Origin of the sequence: Bradyrhizobium erythrophlei (assembly GCF_900142985.1) — a bacterium.
In the GTDB taxonomy this organism is placed as follows: domain Bacteria; phylum Pseudomonadota; class Alphaproteobacteria; order Rhizobiales; family Xanthobacteraceae; genus Bradyrhizobium; species Bradyrhizobium erythrophlei_B.
Genome location: NZ_LT670849.1, coordinates 2,834,596 through 2,851,465, shown reverse-complemented (window position 1 = coordinate 2,851,465; position 16,870 = coordinate 2,834,596). Strand labels below are relative to the sequence as shown.

At 62.6% G+C, this 16,870-nt stretch carries 18 protein-coding genes and 1 tRNA gene; 14 read left to right on the top strand and 5 right to left on the bottom strand.

The window, feature by feature from the left end; all coding sequences use genetic code 11:
* Positions 1-99: 99 nt before the first annotated feature.
* Positions 100-327: a hypothetical protein gene (locus BUA38_RS13185; RefSeq protein ID WP_072818314.1), complete on the top strand. Its 228-nt coding sequence runs from the start codon at positions 100-102 to the stop codon at positions 325-327.
* Between the two features lie 236 nt (positions 328-563).
* On the opposite strand, the gene BUA38_RS13180 is transcribed toward BUA38_RS13185, so the two are convergent.
* Positions 564-2,246: an MFS transporter gene (locus BUA38_RS13180; RefSeq protein WP_072818313.1), complete on the bottom strand. Its 1,683-nt coding sequence runs from the start codon at positions 2,244-2,246 to the stop codon at positions 564-566.
* A gap of 229 nt (positions 2,247-2,475) precedes the next feature.
* On the opposite strand from BUA38_RS13180, the gene BUA38_RS13175 reads away from it, so the two are divergent.
* From BUA38_RS13175 to BUA38_RS13155, 5 genes are all read left to right on the top strand, one after another.
* A complete protein-coding gene (locus tag BUA38_RS13175) occupies positions 2,476-3,864 on the top strand; it encodes a cytochrome P450 (RefSeq protein ID WP_072818312.1) in 1,389 nt (462 codons plus the stop codon).
* Between the two features lie 52 nt (positions 3,865-3,916).
* Entirely contained in the window at positions 3,917-5,326 is a 1,410-nt protein-coding gene (locus BUA38_RS13170) for an adenylate/guanylate cyclase domain-containing protein (protein WP_072818311.1), read from the top strand.
* A gap of 309 nt (positions 5,327-5,635) precedes the next feature.
* Complete coding sequence (locus BUA38_RS13165; RefSeq protein ID WP_072818310.1) at positions 5,636-6,112, top strand: TerB family tellurite resistance protein; 477 nt, start codon at positions 5,636-5,638, stop codon at positions 6,110-6,112.
* Between the two features lie 198 nt (positions 6,113-6,310).
* Complete coding sequence (locus BUA38_RS13160) at positions 6,311-7,090, top strand: SDR family NAD(P)-dependent oxidoreductase (RefSeq protein WP_072818309.1); 780 nt, start codon at positions 6,311-6,313, stop codon at positions 7,088-7,090.
* A gap of 56 nt (positions 7,091-7,146) precedes the next feature.
* On the top strand, positions 7,147-7,929 hold the full coding sequence (locus BUA38_RS13155) for a glutamine amidotransferase (RefSeq protein WP_072826086.1): 783 nt from the start codon (positions 7,147-7,149) through the stop codon (positions 7,927-7,929).
* A 195-nt stretch (positions 7,930-8,124) separates the two neighbouring features.
* Here the strand turns inward: BUA38_RS13155 and BUA38_RS13150 are convergent.
* Positions 8,125-8,200: transfer RNA gene (locus BUA38_RS13150), tRNA-Ala, on the bottom strand.
* A gap of 211 nt (positions 8,201-8,411) precedes the next feature.
* Here BUA38_RS13150 and BUA38_RS13145 point away from each other — a divergent pair.
* The 3 genes from BUA38_RS13145 to folD are packed head-to-tail and all read left to right on the top strand — an operon-like array spanning position 8,412 to position 9,934.
* Entirely contained in the window at positions 8,412-8,702 is a 291-nt protein-coding gene (locus BUA38_RS13145; RefSeq protein ID WP_072818308.1) for a YggT family protein, read from the top strand.
* Between the two features lie 11 nt (positions 8,703-8,713).
* On the top strand, positions 8,714-9,025 hold the full coding sequence (locus tag BUA38_RS13140; protein ID WP_072818307.1) for a DUF167 domain-containing protein: 312 nt from the start codon (positions 8,714-8,716) through the stop codon (positions 9,023-9,025).
* A 24-nt stretch (positions 9,026-9,049) separates the two neighbouring features.
* Complete coding sequence (gene folD / locus BUA38_RS13135) at positions 9,050-9,934, top strand: bifunctional methylenetetrahydrofolate dehydrogenase/methenyltetrahydrofolate cyclohydrolase FolD (protein ID WP_072818306.1); 885 nt, start codon at positions 9,050-9,052, stop codon at positions 9,932-9,934.
* A gap of 163 nt (positions 9,935-10,097) precedes the next feature.
* Here folD and ppa read toward each other — a convergent pair whose 3' ends face one another.
* Entirely contained in the window at positions 10,098-10,628 is a 531-nt protein-coding gene (gene ppa / locus BUA38_RS13130; protein ID WP_072818305.1) for an inorganic diphosphatase, read from the bottom strand.
* A gap of 150 nt (positions 10,629-10,778) precedes the next feature.
* A complete protein-coding gene (locus tag BUA38_RS13125) occupies positions 10,779-11,288 on the bottom strand; it encodes a GNAT family N-acetyltransferase (protein WP_072818304.1) in 510 nt (169 codons plus the stop codon).
* A gap of 231 nt (positions 11,289-11,519) precedes the next feature.
* Here BUA38_RS13125 and BUA38_RS13120 point away from each other — a divergent pair, with 231 nt between their 5' ends.
* Genes BUA38_RS13120 through BUA38_RS13100 form a run of 5 tightly spaced genes read left to right on the top strand, consistent with a single transcriptional unit; the run spans position 11,520 to position 15,575 of the window.
* On the top strand, positions 11,520-12,437 hold the full coding sequence (locus tag BUA38_RS13120) for an alpha/beta hydrolase family protein (protein WP_072818303.1): 918 nt from the start codon (positions 11,520-11,522) through the stop codon (positions 12,435-12,437).
* Positions 12,434-12,901, top strand: a complete 468-nt coding sequence (locus BUA38_RS13115) for a DUF2269 family protein (protein WP_072818302.1) — start codon at positions 12,434-12,436, stop codon at positions 12,899-12,901. The genes BUA38_RS13120 and BUA38_RS13115 overlap by 4 nt, the downstream gene beginning before the upstream one ends.
* A 3-nt stretch (positions 12,902-12,904) precedes the next feature.
* On the top strand, positions 12,905-14,227 hold the full coding sequence (locus BUA38_RS13110; RefSeq protein WP_072818301.1) for an SDR family oxidoreductase: 1,323 nt from the start codon (positions 12,905-12,907) through the stop codon (positions 14,225-14,227).
* Complete coding sequence (locus tag BUA38_RS13105) at positions 14,227-14,634, top strand: thiol-disulfide oxidoreductase DCC family protein (protein ID WP_072818300.1); 408 nt, start codon at positions 14,227-14,229, stop codon at positions 14,632-14,634. The genes BUA38_RS13110 and BUA38_RS13105 overlap by 1 nt, the downstream gene beginning before the upstream one ends.
* A 38-nt stretch (positions 14,635-14,672) precedes the next feature.
* A complete protein-coding gene (locus BUA38_RS13100; protein WP_072818299.1) occupies positions 14,673-15,575 on the top strand; it encodes an HNH endonuclease in 903 nt (300 codons plus the stop codon).
* A 3-nt stretch (positions 15,576-15,578) separates the two neighbouring features.
* Here the strand turns inward: BUA38_RS13100 and BUA38_RS13095 are convergent, their stop codons facing one another.
* The gene (locus BUA38_RS13095; RefSeq protein WP_072818298.1) at positions 15,579-16,826 is read right to left on the bottom strand and encodes a flavin monoamine oxidase family protein; all 1,248 of its coding nucleotides are present in this window, start codon (positions 16,824-16,826) and stop codon (positions 15,579-15,581) included.
* Positions 16,827-16,870: the final 44 nt, after the last annotated feature.

The following is a 16,870-nucleotide window of genomic DNA, read 5'->3' as shown; positions in this document are numbered from 1 at the left end:
CGGGCAGCGGTAGGGCAATCGGCGAGCGCCCGGTGCATTGACATCATGGGTTCGTCAGACTTTACATCCCGGGCATCGTCAGGGATGAGGCGGGTTCACATGTTGAGAATTTCATTTTTGTTTTTGTTGGCGCTCTTGGCAGCGCAGATTTTTTTGGTATCGCATGCGTCGGCGCAGCAAGGCCATGATGCCTGTGCGCGCGATGTCTCGCGCTTCTGCCGGGCCCAGATGAACGACGGCGATTCGGCCGTGCTGGGCTGCCTGAAGCAGCATCGCGCCCGGCTCAGCCGTGCCTGCGACAAGGTCCTGACCGAAAACGGGCAGTAGAGGGCTTATCGATCTAACCTCTCTGCGTCGTGGCTGGCCCTTTCCTCATCCTGAGGAGCCGCGCAAGCGGCGTCTCGAAGGATGACGCCGACACCGGGGCCTCATGGTTCTCCCGGCAATACGAAGTATTGTCCGGAAGACGCGCCATTCTGTGCCGCCGTTCGCTAACGGCCTCGCTTTCGCTTGGCCTGCTCGGGCGTGGCGCTCCTCACCATGAGGGTTTTGACGCAGTAGAGCTAGGTGCTGCTGCCTGCCGCGGCGGAAGCCACCGGCAGTACCTCGTGTGCGGCGCGGTCGGGGCTTTCTTCCTTCCAGCGCACCGAGCCGAACGGCCGCTCCAGCATGCGGCGGATGCGGACCGGATCGGGCCCGAGATGAAAATCCATCGCGCTCTGGTGCAGTTCGCGTTCGGATTGCGTCGAGCGGTTGCGCTGGCGCAGGTAATCGAGCCAGGTCGGACAATGGTAACGTTCGGTCCATAGCTCGGGATCGGCGATGTCGCGCGCGATCGACCAGCCATAGGCGCCATTGCGCTGCCTCGAAAGCTGGACTTCCTGCATGACGTTGTGAAAGGCGCGGGCGTTGTCCTGCGCGACGCGATACTCGATCTCGACCACCAAAGGCCCGCTGCGCGCGGTCAGCGACAACTGTACCTCGGGATCGGCCAGCAGTTCGGCGTCCTCGTTGCGCGCGCCGACCCGCGGCATATGCAGCCAGAAGCCGAGCAGCGGCGACAACAGCATCAAGGCGGCCGAGACCAGCAGCGCAGCCTCGACGCCGGCGGCGTCGGTCAGGTGCCCCCAGCCCCAGCTTCCGATCGCAATTCCGCCCGAGATCGCGGCCTGAAAGATCGCCAGCGAACGGCCCGCGACCCAGCGCGGCGCCGACAGTTGCACGCCGATATTGAACAGGGCCACCGCGAGCATCCAGGCCGCGCCCGCCACCACGAGAGCGGCCGCCGTGAGGACCGGCTCGTGACTCAGCGCCACCGCGGCGATCGAGCCGCCCATCGAGATGGCGCAGGCGCGGATCGCGGCCTCGCCGCCAAGCCGCTTGCGCACCTCGCCAATGTTGAGCGCGCCGATCACCGCGCCCATGCCGAAGGCGCCCAGCATGATGCCGTAGGTCTGCGCGCCGCCGTGCAGGAGATCGCGGACCACGAGCGGCATCAGCGCCGAAATCGAACCGCCGATCAGGCCGGTCACGAGGGTGCGCATCAGCACGATTTTGATCGAAGGCGAATTGGCGATGTAGCGCACGCCCGAGACGATGGCGCGGTTGAGCCGTTCGCGCGGCAGCCGCGACGGTTCGCTCTCGCGGCGCCACACGAACAACGCCACCACCAGCGGCAGATAGAGAATGGCGTTGGCGGCAAAGGCTGCGACCGCACCTAGCGTGGCGACGATGATGCCGCCGATGGCGGGCCCGAAGCTGCGCGCGATATTGTAGCTGATGCCGTTGAGTGCCACGGCGGAAGGCAGCATGTCGGTCGGCACCTGCTCGCTGACCGAGGATTGCCAGGCCGGGCCGAACAGCGCCATGCCGCTGCCGACGACAAAGCAAAGTACCAGCAGGGTCGTAGGCGTCACCATGCCGAGCCACGCCAGCACGGTCAGCGAGGTCGCGCCGGTCAGGGCAATGAACAACGAGACCAATGAGACGATGCGGCGGTCATACATATCGGCGATGGCGCCGGCCGGCATGGCAATCAGCATCACCGGCAGCATCAGCGCGGTCTGCACCAGCGCGACCTTGTCGGCCGAGGAGGTCATCTGGGTCATGGCCCAGGCCGCGCCGACCGCCTGGATCAAAAGGCCAAGGTTGGACAACAGGCTCGCCGACCAGATTCTCCGGAATGCGGCATGCCGCAGTGGCGCTGCGATGCCGTCGGTTAAAATACTGCGGGCTGGCTCGGTCATGGCGTCTTTCGTTGAAGGCCGGTTCGCCGAGTGGGATTCTCACCCGGTCCGCGCCTGTAAGGTGGCGGGGTACGCCTGCGGCAAAATAGCCAGGATCATGCGTCCGTCACAATGCGCTGATCGGAAGCATCCCCTGCGGATGCGCCTTCGTGGCGCCCGGATTCCGGAGGTGATATGATGCAAAGCGGGATGGAGTTCCTCCACCCCAGGGTTTGCAAGGACGACCTCTGTGAGCATCGCTGAAGCCTGGGATATTCCGGCTGCACGCCCGCGTCTGGTTCCCCCGAGCCCGCCGCGCGCGCCGGAGAGCATGACGGCGCTCCAGCGAATGGCGAAGATGCGCGAAAGCGCGATCGGAACCTGGGGCCAGCGGGCCTACGAGGAAGATATCATCCGCGGCCACTTCCTGTTCAATTCGAGCTTCATTCTCAATACGCCGGATGCGATCCGCCACGTGCTGGTCGACAATTACGAGAATTATTCGCGCACGCCTGCCGGGTTCCGTGTGCTGCGCCCGATGCTCGGCGATGGGCTGCTGATCGCCGAGGGCCGGGCGTGGAAACATCAGCGGCGCACGCTGGCGCCGGCCTTCACGCCGCGCGCGGTGAGTACCCTCATTCCGCATATGGTCGCGGTGACCGACGAGACGGTCGAGAACCTCAAGCGCATCAGCAACGGTCCCGTCGATTTGCGCGAGACCATGCAGCGCATGACGCTCGAGATCGCCGGCCGCACCATGTTTTCGTTTGGAATGGAACGCCACGGCGCGACCTTGCGCGACTTCGTGATGGAGTATGCCGAGAAGCTGGCGCGGCCGCATTTCCTCGACCTGGTGCTGCCGCGGGGCTGGCCGGCGCCGCGGGACTTTGCGCGCGCGCGTTTCCGCAAACGCTGGACGCAGTTCATCGGCATGTTGATGGCGGAACGCCGCGCCGCCGGCAAGCAGGAAGGCGCCCCGGCGCGCGATCTGTTCGATTTGATGAATGCGGCGCGCGATCCCGAAACCGGCGAAGCCTTCAGCGAGGCGCAGCTCGGCGATCAGGTCGCGACCATGATTCTCGCCGGCCACGAAACCACCGCGACGGCGCTGTTCTGGGCGCTGTATATGCTCGCGCTCGACCCGGTCGCGCAGGAGCAACTCGCAGCCGAAGCGCGGCAGGTATCCGCCGATGGCGAGGCCGACCTCGATCGGCTGAAATTCACCCGCGCCGTCGTCGACGAAACCATGCGGCTCTATCCGCCTGCGTTCCTGATCGCGCGTGCGGCGAGCGGACCCGACGTCATCACGGACATTCCGATCAAGAAGCACGACGTGATCCTGATCGCGCCATGGCTGTTGCACCGGCACGAAAAGCTCTGGCGCGATCCGAACGCCTTTGTGCCGGAACGTTTCCTGGCGCCGGCGCCGCCGCCCGACCGCTTCGCCTATCTGCCGTTCGGTGTCGGCGCACGCGTGTGCATCGGCGCGCACTTCGCACTGGTCGAAGCGACGCTGGTGCTGGCCCGAATCATTGCGGCGTTCCGCGTCAGGCTTCTGGAAAAAGATCCGGTGATGCCGCTTGGCGTCGTCACCACGCAGCCGGACCGTTCTCCGGTGTTTGAGATCACGCCGCGTTGACGTTGAAGCCGCTAGCCTCTGAAGTCAGTCGTAGCTTGGGCAGGACCGCGTCATGAGCGAATTGGAAGCCCAGTTTGCAACGTTGAAGAAGATCGCCGATCCCGCGGTCGCAGAGGGAATCGCGCATCTGGTCGAGAATGGCGAGGATCATGAACTCAACCGCATCAATGTCCTGGATTTTTCCAGGCAGAACGGCTTCGACGAAGAAAAGGTAATCTCCGGCTTCCTGCACGCCTCGCGGCTCGGCCTGTTCGATCTCACCTGGAACGTGCTGTGCCCCGGCTGCAGCGGCGTGCTCGATACCCACGACACGCTGAAATCGCTGCGCGGCGACGATTATCATTGCGGCCTTTGCGCCTGCGGCTATGAGCCCTCGGTCGACGAGCAGGTCGAGGTTGCCTTCACCGTCAGCCCCAAGGTCCGGCGCATCGCGGCGCACGATCCGAACTCGTTGCCGCTGTGGGAATACTACAAGCAGGTGTTCTGGAGTTCGGGCATCGACCTCAACACCGAGTTTTTCTCGACGTTGACCGAGAAGGCGACGGTCGATTCGCTGGAGCTACCGGCCGGCGAGCGCGCCGTCATGTCGCTGCAACTGCCGCCGCAATTCATCATCGTCTTCGAACCCGTGACGCATTCGGCGCATTTCATCGACGTCCAGGGCGAGCCGACCAAAGAGCGGCAACAATTGTCGCTGGTCTTCAACAAGTCACACCCGCCGACCGGGTCGATCGTGATGCATCCGGGACCTTTGCGGCTTGCGCTCGACAACCAGGCCGACGTGCGGACGCTGCCGACCGTGTTCATCGCCGCAGAAGAACTGCATGACTTGCTCGGCAAGCGCCGTCCGTTCCTCACCGCCAAGCGGATGCTGTCCAACCAGACGTTTCGCGACGTATTCAAGGCCGACAATCTCCATATCGATCAGCGGTTGAAGATCACCTCGTTGACCTTCCTGTTCACCGATTTGAAGGGCTCGACCGCGCTCTATGAACGCGTCGGCGATCTCGCCGCCTTCGATCTGGTGCGTGCGCATTTCCGCGCGCTGCTCGAGATCATTGCCTCGGAGAAAGGCGCCGTGGTGAAGACCATCGGCGACGCCGTGATGGCAACCTTCGTCAAGCCCGAGCACGCGATAGCCGCCGGGCTCAAGATGCGCGCGGCGATGGACGAGCTGAACGTCGAGCGCGGCACCGAGGATCTCGTGGTCAAGATCGGCATTCACGAGGGACCTTGCCTCGCGGTGATGCTCAACGAACGGCAGGATTATTTCGGCCAGACCGTCAACATCGCAGCCCGGGTCCAGGGGCTCGCGACATCAAGATCGATCCACGCCACCGGCGGGGTGGTCGAGGTGCCAGCCGTATCGGCGATCCTGCAAGAACGGGCGATCACGCCGATCCAGAAGCAGGCAGCGCTGCGCGGCATCGCCGACAAGGTCCTGGTTTACGAAATACCGTAGACGCCACCGTCATTGCGAGGAGCATTAGCGACGAAGCAATCCAGATTGCTTCCGTATCGAAACTGTCATCACCGCGCTTGTCGCGGTGATCCACGTCTTTAACTGTATTTCCGCGAAATAACACGTGGATGGCCGGGTCATAGGCGAGCGGAAGCGACGCCGTTCTTCGAACGGCTATGCCCGGCCATGACGAGGAAAGGAATACTGCAACATTGCCGAAAGGTAATTAGCGCCGGAACACGCGCCGATTGCGCGCGTTCGTGTTCCACGCCATATAGATTTCAAGAGAGGCCAATTAGAGACCCCCTGATGCTCGACGGACTGCGCCAATTCATCGCTGACGTTATCTCCCCGTCCCATGAACCCCGCGACCTCGACGATACCGGCTATCGTCTTGCCGCGACGGCACTGCTGGTTCACGTCATTTCGCTCGACGGCGACCCATCCGAGAACGAAAAGCGCAAGCTTCACAGCCTGATCGAAAGCCGCTTCGGGCTCGATCGGGGCGCTGCCGACAAGCTGATTGCATCTGCAACGCTGGTCGAGGGCGAGGCCGTCGACCTCTATCATTTCACCAGCGTCATCATGCGCTCCGTCGATGATGCCGGCCGGCTCCGCATCGTCGAGATGATGTGGGAGCTGGTGTACGCGGACGGTCAGGTCAGCGAATTCGAGGACAATGTGGTTTGGCGGGCCGCCGATCTGTTGGCGGTGTCCTCCCGTGACCGCATCGATCTCAAGCATCGTGTCGCCGCCAGGCAGCCCGTGCCGGTTTCCGGCGGCTGATAGTCTGGGCGCGGCTTCCCATGCTAACGACATAGCTACCTAAACAATTTTTAATGTAGCGGTCCTCTGCTGCGTCCTGCGCTGGCCGCACACGCCTCTGCCCCGATCGCTTGTTGGAGCGGGTTCCGAAACGCTTGCAGGCCGCCCGTATCCCGCTTAAGGCGTATCCCGTAAACGTATTATGGACAGGCTAGGATCGTGGCTGAGCGGGTGACGCTGATTACGGGGGCTTCGGCGGGGATCGGCACCGAGCTGGTACGTGTCTTCGCTTCCAAAGGCCATCGCGTGGCGATGGTGGCGCGCCGGGCCAACCGGCTGCAAGCACTGGCCGCAGAGCTCTCCGGCAAAGGCTTGCCCGCTCCGATCGTCATTCCCTGCGATCTCGAACAGCCTGCGGCCTGCGACACCATCGCCGCGGCGCTGAGCGATGCCGGCGTTGAAGTCGAATTCGTCGTCAACAATGCAGGCTTTGGCTTGTTCGGCCGCGCCGTCGAACTCGACCGCAACGAGCAGCTCGCGATGATCGCCGTCAACGTCCGCGCGCTCACCGATCTGTCGCTGCGCTTTGCCGATCAACTGATCCGAAACCGCGGCGGGCTGCTCAACGTCGCGTCGATCGCGGGCTTCCTGCCGGGGCCGGGCATGGCGGTGTACTACGCCTCGAAGGCCTATGTGCTGTCGTTCACCGAAGCCTTGCGCGGCGAGCTTGGACCCAAAGGCGTCCGGGTTACCGCGCTGTGCCCGGGGCCTGTGCCGTCGGAGTTCCAGACTCGCGCGGGCTTCAAACCCGGATTTGATTCCGCCGTTCTCAACGTGTCCGCAAGGGATGTCGCAGCCGACGCCTATAGCGGCCTGATGGCGAACAAGCGCGCGGTGTTGCCCGGTCTCGGCATCAAGATCGTGCCGTTCATGCTGCGGCTGGTCCCGCGCGGCTTTATCATTTCGGCCGTCACGCGCTTTCAGACCCGCCAGCGCTAAATCCAAATTTAACGATCGGTTGGCTACGATCACGGGCTTGGAGGTTCGTGAAGGCGATGTCGCTTTCCGCCACACTCGGTCATGTGCGCAAAACCGCGCCGGTCATAGCGGGACCGTCGGCTAATCTCCTGCCCGTCCTGATTATTTTGCACCAGGAAACCTCGACGCCGGGCCGCATCGGCAACGCGCTTCGCGCGCTCGGCTATCCGCTCGACATCCGCCGCCCGCGTTTTGGCGACGCGCTGCCGCAAACGCTGGCCGCGCATGCCGGCGCCGTCATCTTCGGCGGGCCGATGAGCGCCAACGATCCGGACGACTATGTTCGCCGCGAGATCGACTGGATCGCGGTGCCGCTCTCGGAACAGCGGCCGTTCCTCGGCATCTGCCTCGGCGCGCAGATGCTGGCGAAGCACCTCGGCGCGCGCGTGGCGCCTCACGCAGGCGGCCGCGTCGAGATGGGCTATTATCCGATCCGCCCCACACGGGCCGGATGGAAGCTGTGCGCGCACTGGCCTGATCAGGTCTATCACTGGCACCGCGAAGGCTTTGAGCTTCCCGCAGGCTCCGAGTTACTGGCGGAAGGTGACGACTTCCCGATGCAGGCCATTCGATATGGCGATGCCTTCGGCCTGCAATTTCACCCCGACGTGACCTACGCGATGATGTGCCGCTGGACGGCGTGTGGCGCCGATCGCCTCGATATGCCCGGCGCCCATCCGCGCCATCAGCACTTTGCCGGACGTGCCTGCCACGACGTTTCCGAGCGCGCCTGGTTAAGTCACTTTCTCGATGGTTGGCTGAGCCGGGTACCGGAAATGATGATGGAGGCGGCGGAGTAATTTTTGACGCCCGTCTTCGCCCTTCGGGCTACGACGAGGCTTCGCTCACTTCGCTACGAGAGATTTTCCGGGTTTACCCAGCCGAAGCAGGCGCAGCGAATGTCCTGCGTCCGCCTTCGCCTTTCAGGCTACGGCGTGACAGCCTTCGCTACGAAAGTGGCTTGCCTAGCCGAAGCAGGAGCAGCCTGCGAAGGCTGGTGGAGCCAGGCGGGATCGAACCGCCGACCTCGTCATTGCGAACGACGCGCTCTCCCAGCTGAGCTATGGCCCCAAATCGCCTAGGTAGATGTCGCTGCGGCAAAAGCTAAGAAACCGCAAGCAAGCGGCGCCATTTACAATCCGCGCCAAGGCCAAGTCAAGAACGGCGAAGCCATTGTTTTTCCGTCCTTTTGCCGGGAACTTCCCTTGTTTGCGCAGTGGGGAACCGATATTTAGCAAGGTGTTCGACCCCGCCGATCGACCCTCTAGCGAGCAGCCCCGCCATGCGTGCCGTCCTCGACATCATTCTTATCGTTCTGGATCTTTATGTCTGGCTGTTGATTGCAGCCGCCATTTTGTCCTGGCTGATCGCCTTCAATGTCGTCAACACGCGCAACCAGTTGGTGTCGGCGATCGCGGAGTTTCTGTACCGGATCACCGAGCCGGTGCTGGCGCCGATCCGCTCCTTCCTGCCCAATCTGGGCGGGCTCGACATTTCGCCGATCATCCTGATCCTGATCATCTTCTTCATTCAGCGCGTGATCCAGTATTACATCTATCCGAACGTCTTCTGATCGTGTGCTAGATGGCCGATCCCTGGCGCTACTCCGCCCAAGGGATCAGCATCGCGCTGCGCGTCACGCCGCGCGGCGGCCGCGATGAAATCGATGGTGTCGAGGTGATGGCGGATGGCCGCGCCGTGGTCAAAGTCCGGGTGCGCGCCATTGCCGAAGGCGGCGAGGCCAACGGCGCGGTGACCGAGCTTCTGGCGAAGTCGCTCGGCGTGCGGAAGGCCAGCGTGAGAATTCTGTCCGGGGTCACCTCGCGCCTCAAGCAGGTCGCCGTCGATGGCGATCCCGGGAAACTCAGTGAGGCGCTTCGCGCGCTGACGACGTGAAATAGGGATTGCAGGGATCGATCCATGACGGCGCAGATCATCGATGGAAAACGCATCGCGTCCGAGCTTCGCGCCCGCGTCGCCGGCGAGGTCACGCGGGTCAAACGCGACCACGAACTGACGCCGGGCCTCGCGGTGGTTCTGGTCGGCCACGATCCCGCAAGCCAGGTCTATGTCCGAAGCAAGCACAAACAGTCGCAGGAGGCCGGCATGGCGTCCTTCGAACACGTGCTGCCGGAGAATGTCGCGGAGGCCGACCTGCTGGCGCTGGTCACGCGGCTCAACCGCGATCCGCTGGTGCACGGCATTCTCGTGCAGTTGCCGCTGCCGAAAACCATCAACACCGAGGCCGTGATCAATGCGATCGATCCGGCCAAGGATGTCGACGGGCTGCATCCGAGCAATGCCGGCCGGCTCGCCGGCGGGTTTGCCGCGCTGTCGCCCTGCACGCCGCTCGGCTGCATTATCTTGAGCAAGAGCGTGCATGCCTCGCTCGAAGGCATGAATGCGATCGTGATCGGACGCTCCAATCTGGTCGGCCGGCCGCTGGTGCAGTTGCTGCTCAATGAAAACGCGACCGTGACGATCGCGCATTCGCGCTCGCGCGATCTCAAACACTTGAGTGCCCGGGCCGATCTGGTTTATGCCGCCGTCGGCCGACGCGAAATGGTGCGCGCCGACTGGATCAAGCCGGGTGCGACCGTGATCGATGTCGGCATCAATCGCTTGTCGAGCGCTGACGGCAAGACGCGCCTCGTGGGTGACGTCGCGTTTGCGGAAGTCGCTGCTGTCGCCGGCGCCATCACGCCGGTGCCGGGAGGCGTCGGCCAGATGACGGTGGCGTGCCTGTTGGTCAATACCTTGCGCGCGGCCTGCGCGATTGCGGGGCTGCCGAAGCCTGGTGTGTGAAAGATGTGGTCGTCCCGGCCAAGCGAAAGCGCGAGCCGGGACCCATACCGCGGAATCGATGAAGCGAGCGCGCTGGTGGCCGTAGTCGTTCGCGACACGAGCGCCTGTGGTTATGGGTTCCGGGTTCGCTCGCTATGCTCGCGCCCGGAACGACAGGGGAAAACTACTTCCCCTTCGCCCGCGCGATGCCTTCCGCGATCAATTGATGGGCGTCCTCGGCGCCGCCCCAGCGCAGCACCTTTACCCATTTTTTCGGTTCGAGATCCTTGTAGTGCTCGAAGAAGTGCTGGATCTGCTGCAAGGTGATGTCGGGCAGGTCGCTGTAAGTCTTCACCTTGTCGTAGCGCTGCGTCAGCTTCGACGACGGCACCGCGATGATCTTCTCGTCGCCGCCAGCCTCGTCCTCCATCAACAGTACGCCGACCGGCCGCACGCTCATGACCGCGCCCGGCACGATGGCGCGGGTATTGGCGACGAGAACGTCGCACGGGTCGCCGTCGTTGGAAAGCGTGTGCGGGATGAAGCCGTAATTGCCGGGATAGCGCATCGCCGTGTACAGGAAGCGGTCGACGACCAGCGTGCCGGCCTCCTTGTCGAGCTCGTACTTGATCGGCTCGCCGCCGACCGGCACTTCGATGATGACGTTGACCTCGCGTGGCGGGTCAACGCCGATCGAAATCGCTTCAATACGCATGGTAGGCTCCGGATCGTTTTTTGCTGAGGCCAGTCTACGCCAATAGCGGCGGTATCTTCGCTGATTGTTTGGGCACAGCCTTAACGCGCAAGATTCAACGCCGTTCGGCCGGCCGGCACTGCGGCGGAAACAAAATTCAATTTCGCGGGATTAATTCGTCCAGGCGAAAGCGACCTTGTCGAGCGACTTCGATCCGAATTTCTCCGAGGACCGTGCGACCATGCGGCCGCCGAGCGCGCGATAGAATTCAGTCGCCGCCTCGTTGTCGGAGAGCGCCCAGATCACCATGCTCTTCAGGCCGCTCTGCCCGAGGTCGCGCCGTGCGGCCGAGAACAGCCGACGGCCGAAGCCGAGGCCTTGAAATTCGGGGCGCAGATAGAGTTCGTAGATTTCGCCTTCGAAATGCAGGCTGCGCGCGCGGTTGCGTCCGTAATTGGCATAGCCGGCGACCTTGTCGCCGAACACGAGCACGCTGACGCGGCTGCCCTTGCGGATCGCCGAATCCCACCACTGCGGGCCGCGGCGGTTGATCAGCTTTTCGAGCTCAGCCCCGGGAATGATACCCTGATAGGCCGCGCGCCAGGCTTCGTCGTGGGTAGAAGCCACCGCCGTTGCGTCGGCAGCCTTGGCAGGCCGGACTTCGATTAGGGTTGTGCTCATGGGCTGATCAAAGCAAGTCAGCGGGCCGGCATCAAGGTCTATCGTTAATTATCGGTTAACCTGTGGATTTTCTGCATCACTCTACGCGGCCTCTGTGCCGAAAGCGAACACCCGCGGGTATTTGAGACCAGATTTTGTGGAATGGACGGGTCCAGCGGCGGTTCTTAACGTTGGCTATCACGGGATGAGGCGCACGATTTGATTCGGCGTGAGCAATTCAGGAAATCCGTCATGCAACCCTTTCAAGGGTGCCGGACCCCTTGGTTTCGGGGGTTTTTTGTTGTCATCCTGCTGGCAATTGCGCCCGCCGCGATGGCGCAAAGCCCGTTCGGCCCGGTGAGCGCGGAAGCCGAACCCAATCGGGCGCAGGCCTGGCTGGTGCCGTCGCCCGATCCGCATGTCGCATCGCATGCGGTATTGTTTCGCCCGCCGGGCGAGGGCCCGTTTCGCCTGGCGGTGATTGCGCATGCCTCTACCCAAAACGTGATCTATCGGGCGCAGATGCGACAGCCGGAATATCGCAGCCTGGCGGCATTTCTGGTGGCGCGGGGATTTGCCGTGCTGGTGCCGGAACGTTTGGGCCATGGCGCGACCGGCGGCGATTATCTGGAAGATCAGCGCGGCTGCGACGAAGCCGATTATCTCCATTCGGGACGCGCGACCCGCGAGGCCATTTCCGTGGCGTTCAACTATCTGCGCGGGCAACCCTTCATCCGGCGCGACGAGGCCGTGATCATCGGGCATTCGGCCGGCGGCTGGGGCGCATTGGCGCTGGCCAATGCCGATCCGGCTGAAATCTCGTCCATCATTGTCTTTGCGCCCGGCCGCGGCGGCCAGGCCAACGGTTTGCCCAACCAGATTTGCGCCCCGCACACGCTGCTCGCCGCGGCCAATGAGTTCGGTCACGGCGCGCACATTCCCGTGTCATGGCTGGTCGCCGCCAACGACAGCTATTTCCCACCGGACTTTTCGCGCAAGCTGGCGGATGCCTTCCGCGCCGGCGGCGGCAAAGTCGATTTCCGTCAGCTCGCCGCCTATGACGGCGAGGGCCACTGGATGGCTGAGACCGACAACGGCGTCAAACTGGTGGCGGGCGAACTCGATCGCCTGCTGAAGGCGCCGTCAGCCGCAGGTTCGAAAAAACCATGACGATCTATTTCCTCGCCAAGTACCTGCACGTGCTTGGCGCGATCGTGATCCTCGGCACTGGCACCGGCATCGCCTTTTTCATGCTGATGGCGCATCGAACGGGCGACGTCTCCTTCATCGCCCGCACGGCGGCCGTCGTCGTGATCGCAGACATGCTGTTCACGCTGAGCGCGGTGATCCTGCAACCCGTGAGCGGCGGACTGCTGATGATGCTGTCAGCGACAAGCTTTACCGAACGATGGCTGATGGTCTCGCTGGCGCTGTATGTGCTGGCGGGCGTGTTCTGGATTCCCGTGATCTTCATGCAGATCGAGATGCGCGATCTGGCGCGCATCGCAGAACAGAAGCGCGAGCCGCTGCCGCCGCGTTATTTTGCGCTGTTTCGCCGCTGGGTTTGGTTCGGTATTCCGGGCTTCGGCTCTGTCGTGATCATTCTCTGGCTGATGATTGCAAAACCGATTTAGCTCATGACTGTCACCCGCAACATCCTCGTCCTCGGCGCTTCCGGCCTGATCGGCCGCTTCATCAGCGATGATTTGCGCGCGAGGGGCTTTCAAGCCACCGGCGTCGCCCGGAAATTCGCGGCGGGACAGGCGATGAGCGCGCTCGATATCGAGCTGCCGATCATGGCGATGGATGCGGCCGCGCTGGCGAGCCTGCTGCGCGATCACGCGGTCGACGTCGTGGTCAATTGCCTAGGGGTGCTTCAGGACGGCCCTGGCAGCGACAGCCGCGCGGTGCACCGCGATTTCGTTGCGCGCCTCTTGCAGGCGATCAAGGAGAGCGGCCGGACCATCCGGCTGGTTCACATCGCGATTCCCGGCGCTGCCGAGGACGATCACACGGCGTTCAGCCTCACCAAGCGCGAGGCGGAAAGGTTGATCGCGACGTCGGGCGTCTCATACGCGATCCTGCGGCCCGGCTTCGTGATCGCGCCCGCGGCTTTTGGCGGCAGCGCGATGGTCCGCGCGCTCGCCGCGTTGCCGCTCGAAATGCCGGCGGCCGATTCATCCGTGCCGTTCCAGCCGGTCGCCGCGGAAGATATTTCCGAGACCATCGCATGGCTGGCCGCGCGCGACATCGATGACGGCGCGGCCAATGCTGTAAGCTGGGATCTGATGCAGCAGCAGCCGATAACGTTGGGCGAGGTGATCGAGGCCTTTCGCCGCTCGTTCGGCACCGAAAGGTCGCCGCGCATTCCCGTGCCGGCTCTTCTGCTCGGTCTCGGCGTCATGTCCGCCGATCTCGTGACCTGGCTAGGGTGGACGCCGCCGATGCGGCGCACGGCGATCGCTGAACTGCGCCGCGGCGTGCGGGGCGATCCCTCCATCTGGATGGCCGCGACGGGCCTGGTCCCGAAAACCGTTACGGAAATCCTCGGCAAGCATCCCGCCACCATTCAGGACAAATGGTTCGCGCGGCTTTATCTGATCAAGGCATTAATCATCGCGAGCCTAGTCGTGTTCTGGATCGTCTCGGGTTTCATCGCGCTGTTCGTTTCCTATGACGCCGCGGCGAATATCTTGCGAACGCACGCCTTCCCAGCGGCCTTGGTTGCGCCGGTGACCGTCTTGACCAGCCTGATGGATATGGCGACCGGCGTGCTGATTGCCTTTCGCCGAACTTGCGCTTTCGGACTGATTTGGGGAATCCTGGCGGCGCTGGGTTACATGGCGGGTGCGGCGATCCTGACGCCGGATCTCTGGATCGAGCCGCTTGGCGCGCTGGTGAAAACGGGACCTGCGATCGTGCTGATGCTGGTGGCGCTGATGATGCTGGATAACAGATAATGCGCGCCTGGCCCGACGATGACGTGATCCTCTATGACGGCGTCTGCGTGTTCTGCTCGCGCTGGATTCGCTTTATCGCCGCGCGCGACCCCGACAAGCGCTTTCGCTTCACCGCGATCCAGTCTGCTTATGGGACGCGGCTGGCGCAGGCCTTCGGCATCGATCCCGCCGATCCCGACACCAATGCGGTCATTCGCGGCGGTGTCGCTTACTTCAAATCCGATGCGGCGTTGACTGTGCTTTCGAACCTGCCGGGTTGGCGCTGGACGCGCGTGTTGTTGGCGGTGCCAAAACCGCTCCGCAACACGGTCTACAATCTCGTCGCTAAAAACCGCTACCGCATTTTCGGAAAGTACGATGCGTGCTTTGTGCCGGATGCGGACATGCGGGCGAGGGTGATCGAGTGATCGATTGCCAACGCCAATACGAAGGCTATCCTGGCTAAATGACCAAAGCGGTTTTCACTACAAAAGTAATGCCAGGTTATAAGGACCTCCCCGAGGCCCGATATCACTTTCCGCGTACGTACTTGAATCAAGTCAAGCAATCGATCGGCGATCACATCGTTTACTACGAGCCAAGACGATCAAGCACTGACTTGTCGAGCAGGCGCGGTCGCCAGACCTATTTTGCGGTTGCTCGCGTCATAGACTTGATTGAGGACAATGAGCTAGCAGGTCATTTTTACGCAGTTGTAGACAATTACTTAGATTTTGACAGGGCGGTCCCGTTTGTTGACGGCAGTGAATATTATGAAAGTGCGCTTAAAAAAGCTGATGGCAGCACCAATAAGGGTGCGTTTGGGCGCGCCGTGCGAACTATTCCTGATGATGAGTTCGACCGCATTTTGAAAGCCGGATTCGCTCCTGTTCTTGGCCAAACTGAATCGTATCAACAGCCTATATCTCCGGGAATGGGTGATAAGCCTCAAACGCCATTTGAACGTCCAATCGTTGAAATGACTGTTTCTAAGCCGTTTCGCGAGCGCTCGTTCATGCTCAATGTGCGCAATGCTTATTCCAACCGATGCGCCATGACGGGATTGCGGCTGATCAATGGAGGTGGACGCCCGGAAGTGCAGGCGGCACACATTCAGCCGGTGGCATCAAACGGACCTGATTCCGTTCGCAATGGGCTGGCATTGTCCGGTACAGCGCACTGGATGTTTGATAGAGGTCTGCTTTCGATAGGGGACGATTACAAAATACTAATTGCGAAAAATCATGTCCCTGAAGATGCCGTTCGTCTCCTAAACCAAAGCGGGACAATTTACTTACCGAACGATCCTGCGTCCTTTCCAAATCCCTACTATCTAAAATTCCACCGGGATAACGTTTACAAGGGCTAGCAGCTAAGTCGAGCTAGACTTCGCCATCACTTCCTTTACCGCCCGCTCTCCCGAATCATGCGCGCCGTGGGCGGTGGAGAAGAAGTTGGGCGAAGTGGCCTCGCCGGCAAAGAACAGGCGGCCATCGACGGGCGCGGCGAGTATTGCGCGCTTACCCGCATGGCCCGGCCGCGCGTGCGAATAGGAGCCGCGGGCAAAGGGATCATGCGCCCAGCGCGATTCCTTCAGCGGCTTCAGCTTGCGACGAAAATCATTGCCGAGGAACGACACGATCTCGTCGATCGCCTGCGCTGCGAAGGCGCCGTCGCCGGCGTCTTCCAGGCCTTGCGCAAATCGTCCGCCAAAGAAACCTTCGACGCACGCTTGCCCGAACGGGCGTAGATGATACGTCCCCATCTCGCTGCGCATGGTCGCGCCGCGCAGATTGCCGTCGATCGGCAATTGTTCGGCGTCGTCGAGCGCGAGCATCACCTTGTCGGCGAGCCCCAGCGGCAGGTTTGCGGCCGCATCCACTTTCTCCGGCAGCGCCGGGTGAAACCGCAAGGCTTCCCGCGCGATCAGGTTGGTCGGCACGGTGATGATGGCCTTGTCCGCCGCGAGCGTGCCCTGTGACGTCTCGATGCGCAGACGTTTGCCGGAATGATCGATCAGCGTCACGGCGCAGTTGAAGACAAGCGGCAGCGTTGCGCCATAGGCCGCCATCAGCGCGCCATAGCCGCGCCGTACCCGCCAGTTGAGGTTGGTATCCTCATAGGCGTCGAAATCCAGAATCGACAGCCGGTCGGTCTCGCAGCCATTGATGTAGCTCGAGACGGCGTCGATCATCGGATTCCAGCGATTGCCGGCTTCGAGATAGAGATTGGCCGGTTGATCGACGCCGCCTTTGGCGGCCTCTTCGATCCGGTCGAAGAATTCGTCGAGCGAGCGGATGAAGTCGGCTCGATCTTTCGCCGGAAATGCCTTGTTGACGGCGATGCGGTCGCGCCACGGCGGCAACGTCTTGTCGATCTCGAAATCAAGCTGCCCGGCGATTTTGACGAACGCGTTGTGGTCGGCGGAGTGCAGCCATCCGCAGCCGAGATCGAAGGGAATGCCTGGCGCCGCCGTGATGGTGTGGCCGCGTCCACCGGCGCGGTCGCGCGCTTCCAGGACGACGAACGAGCGGCCTGCGCGCTTTAGCGCATGCGCGGCGCCGAGGCCCGCGGCGCCCGCGCCGATCACCGCGACATCGATGGAGGAGGGGAGGGGCATGAATCATCTCACCATCGTCATTCTGGGACGCGCGCAGCGCAGAC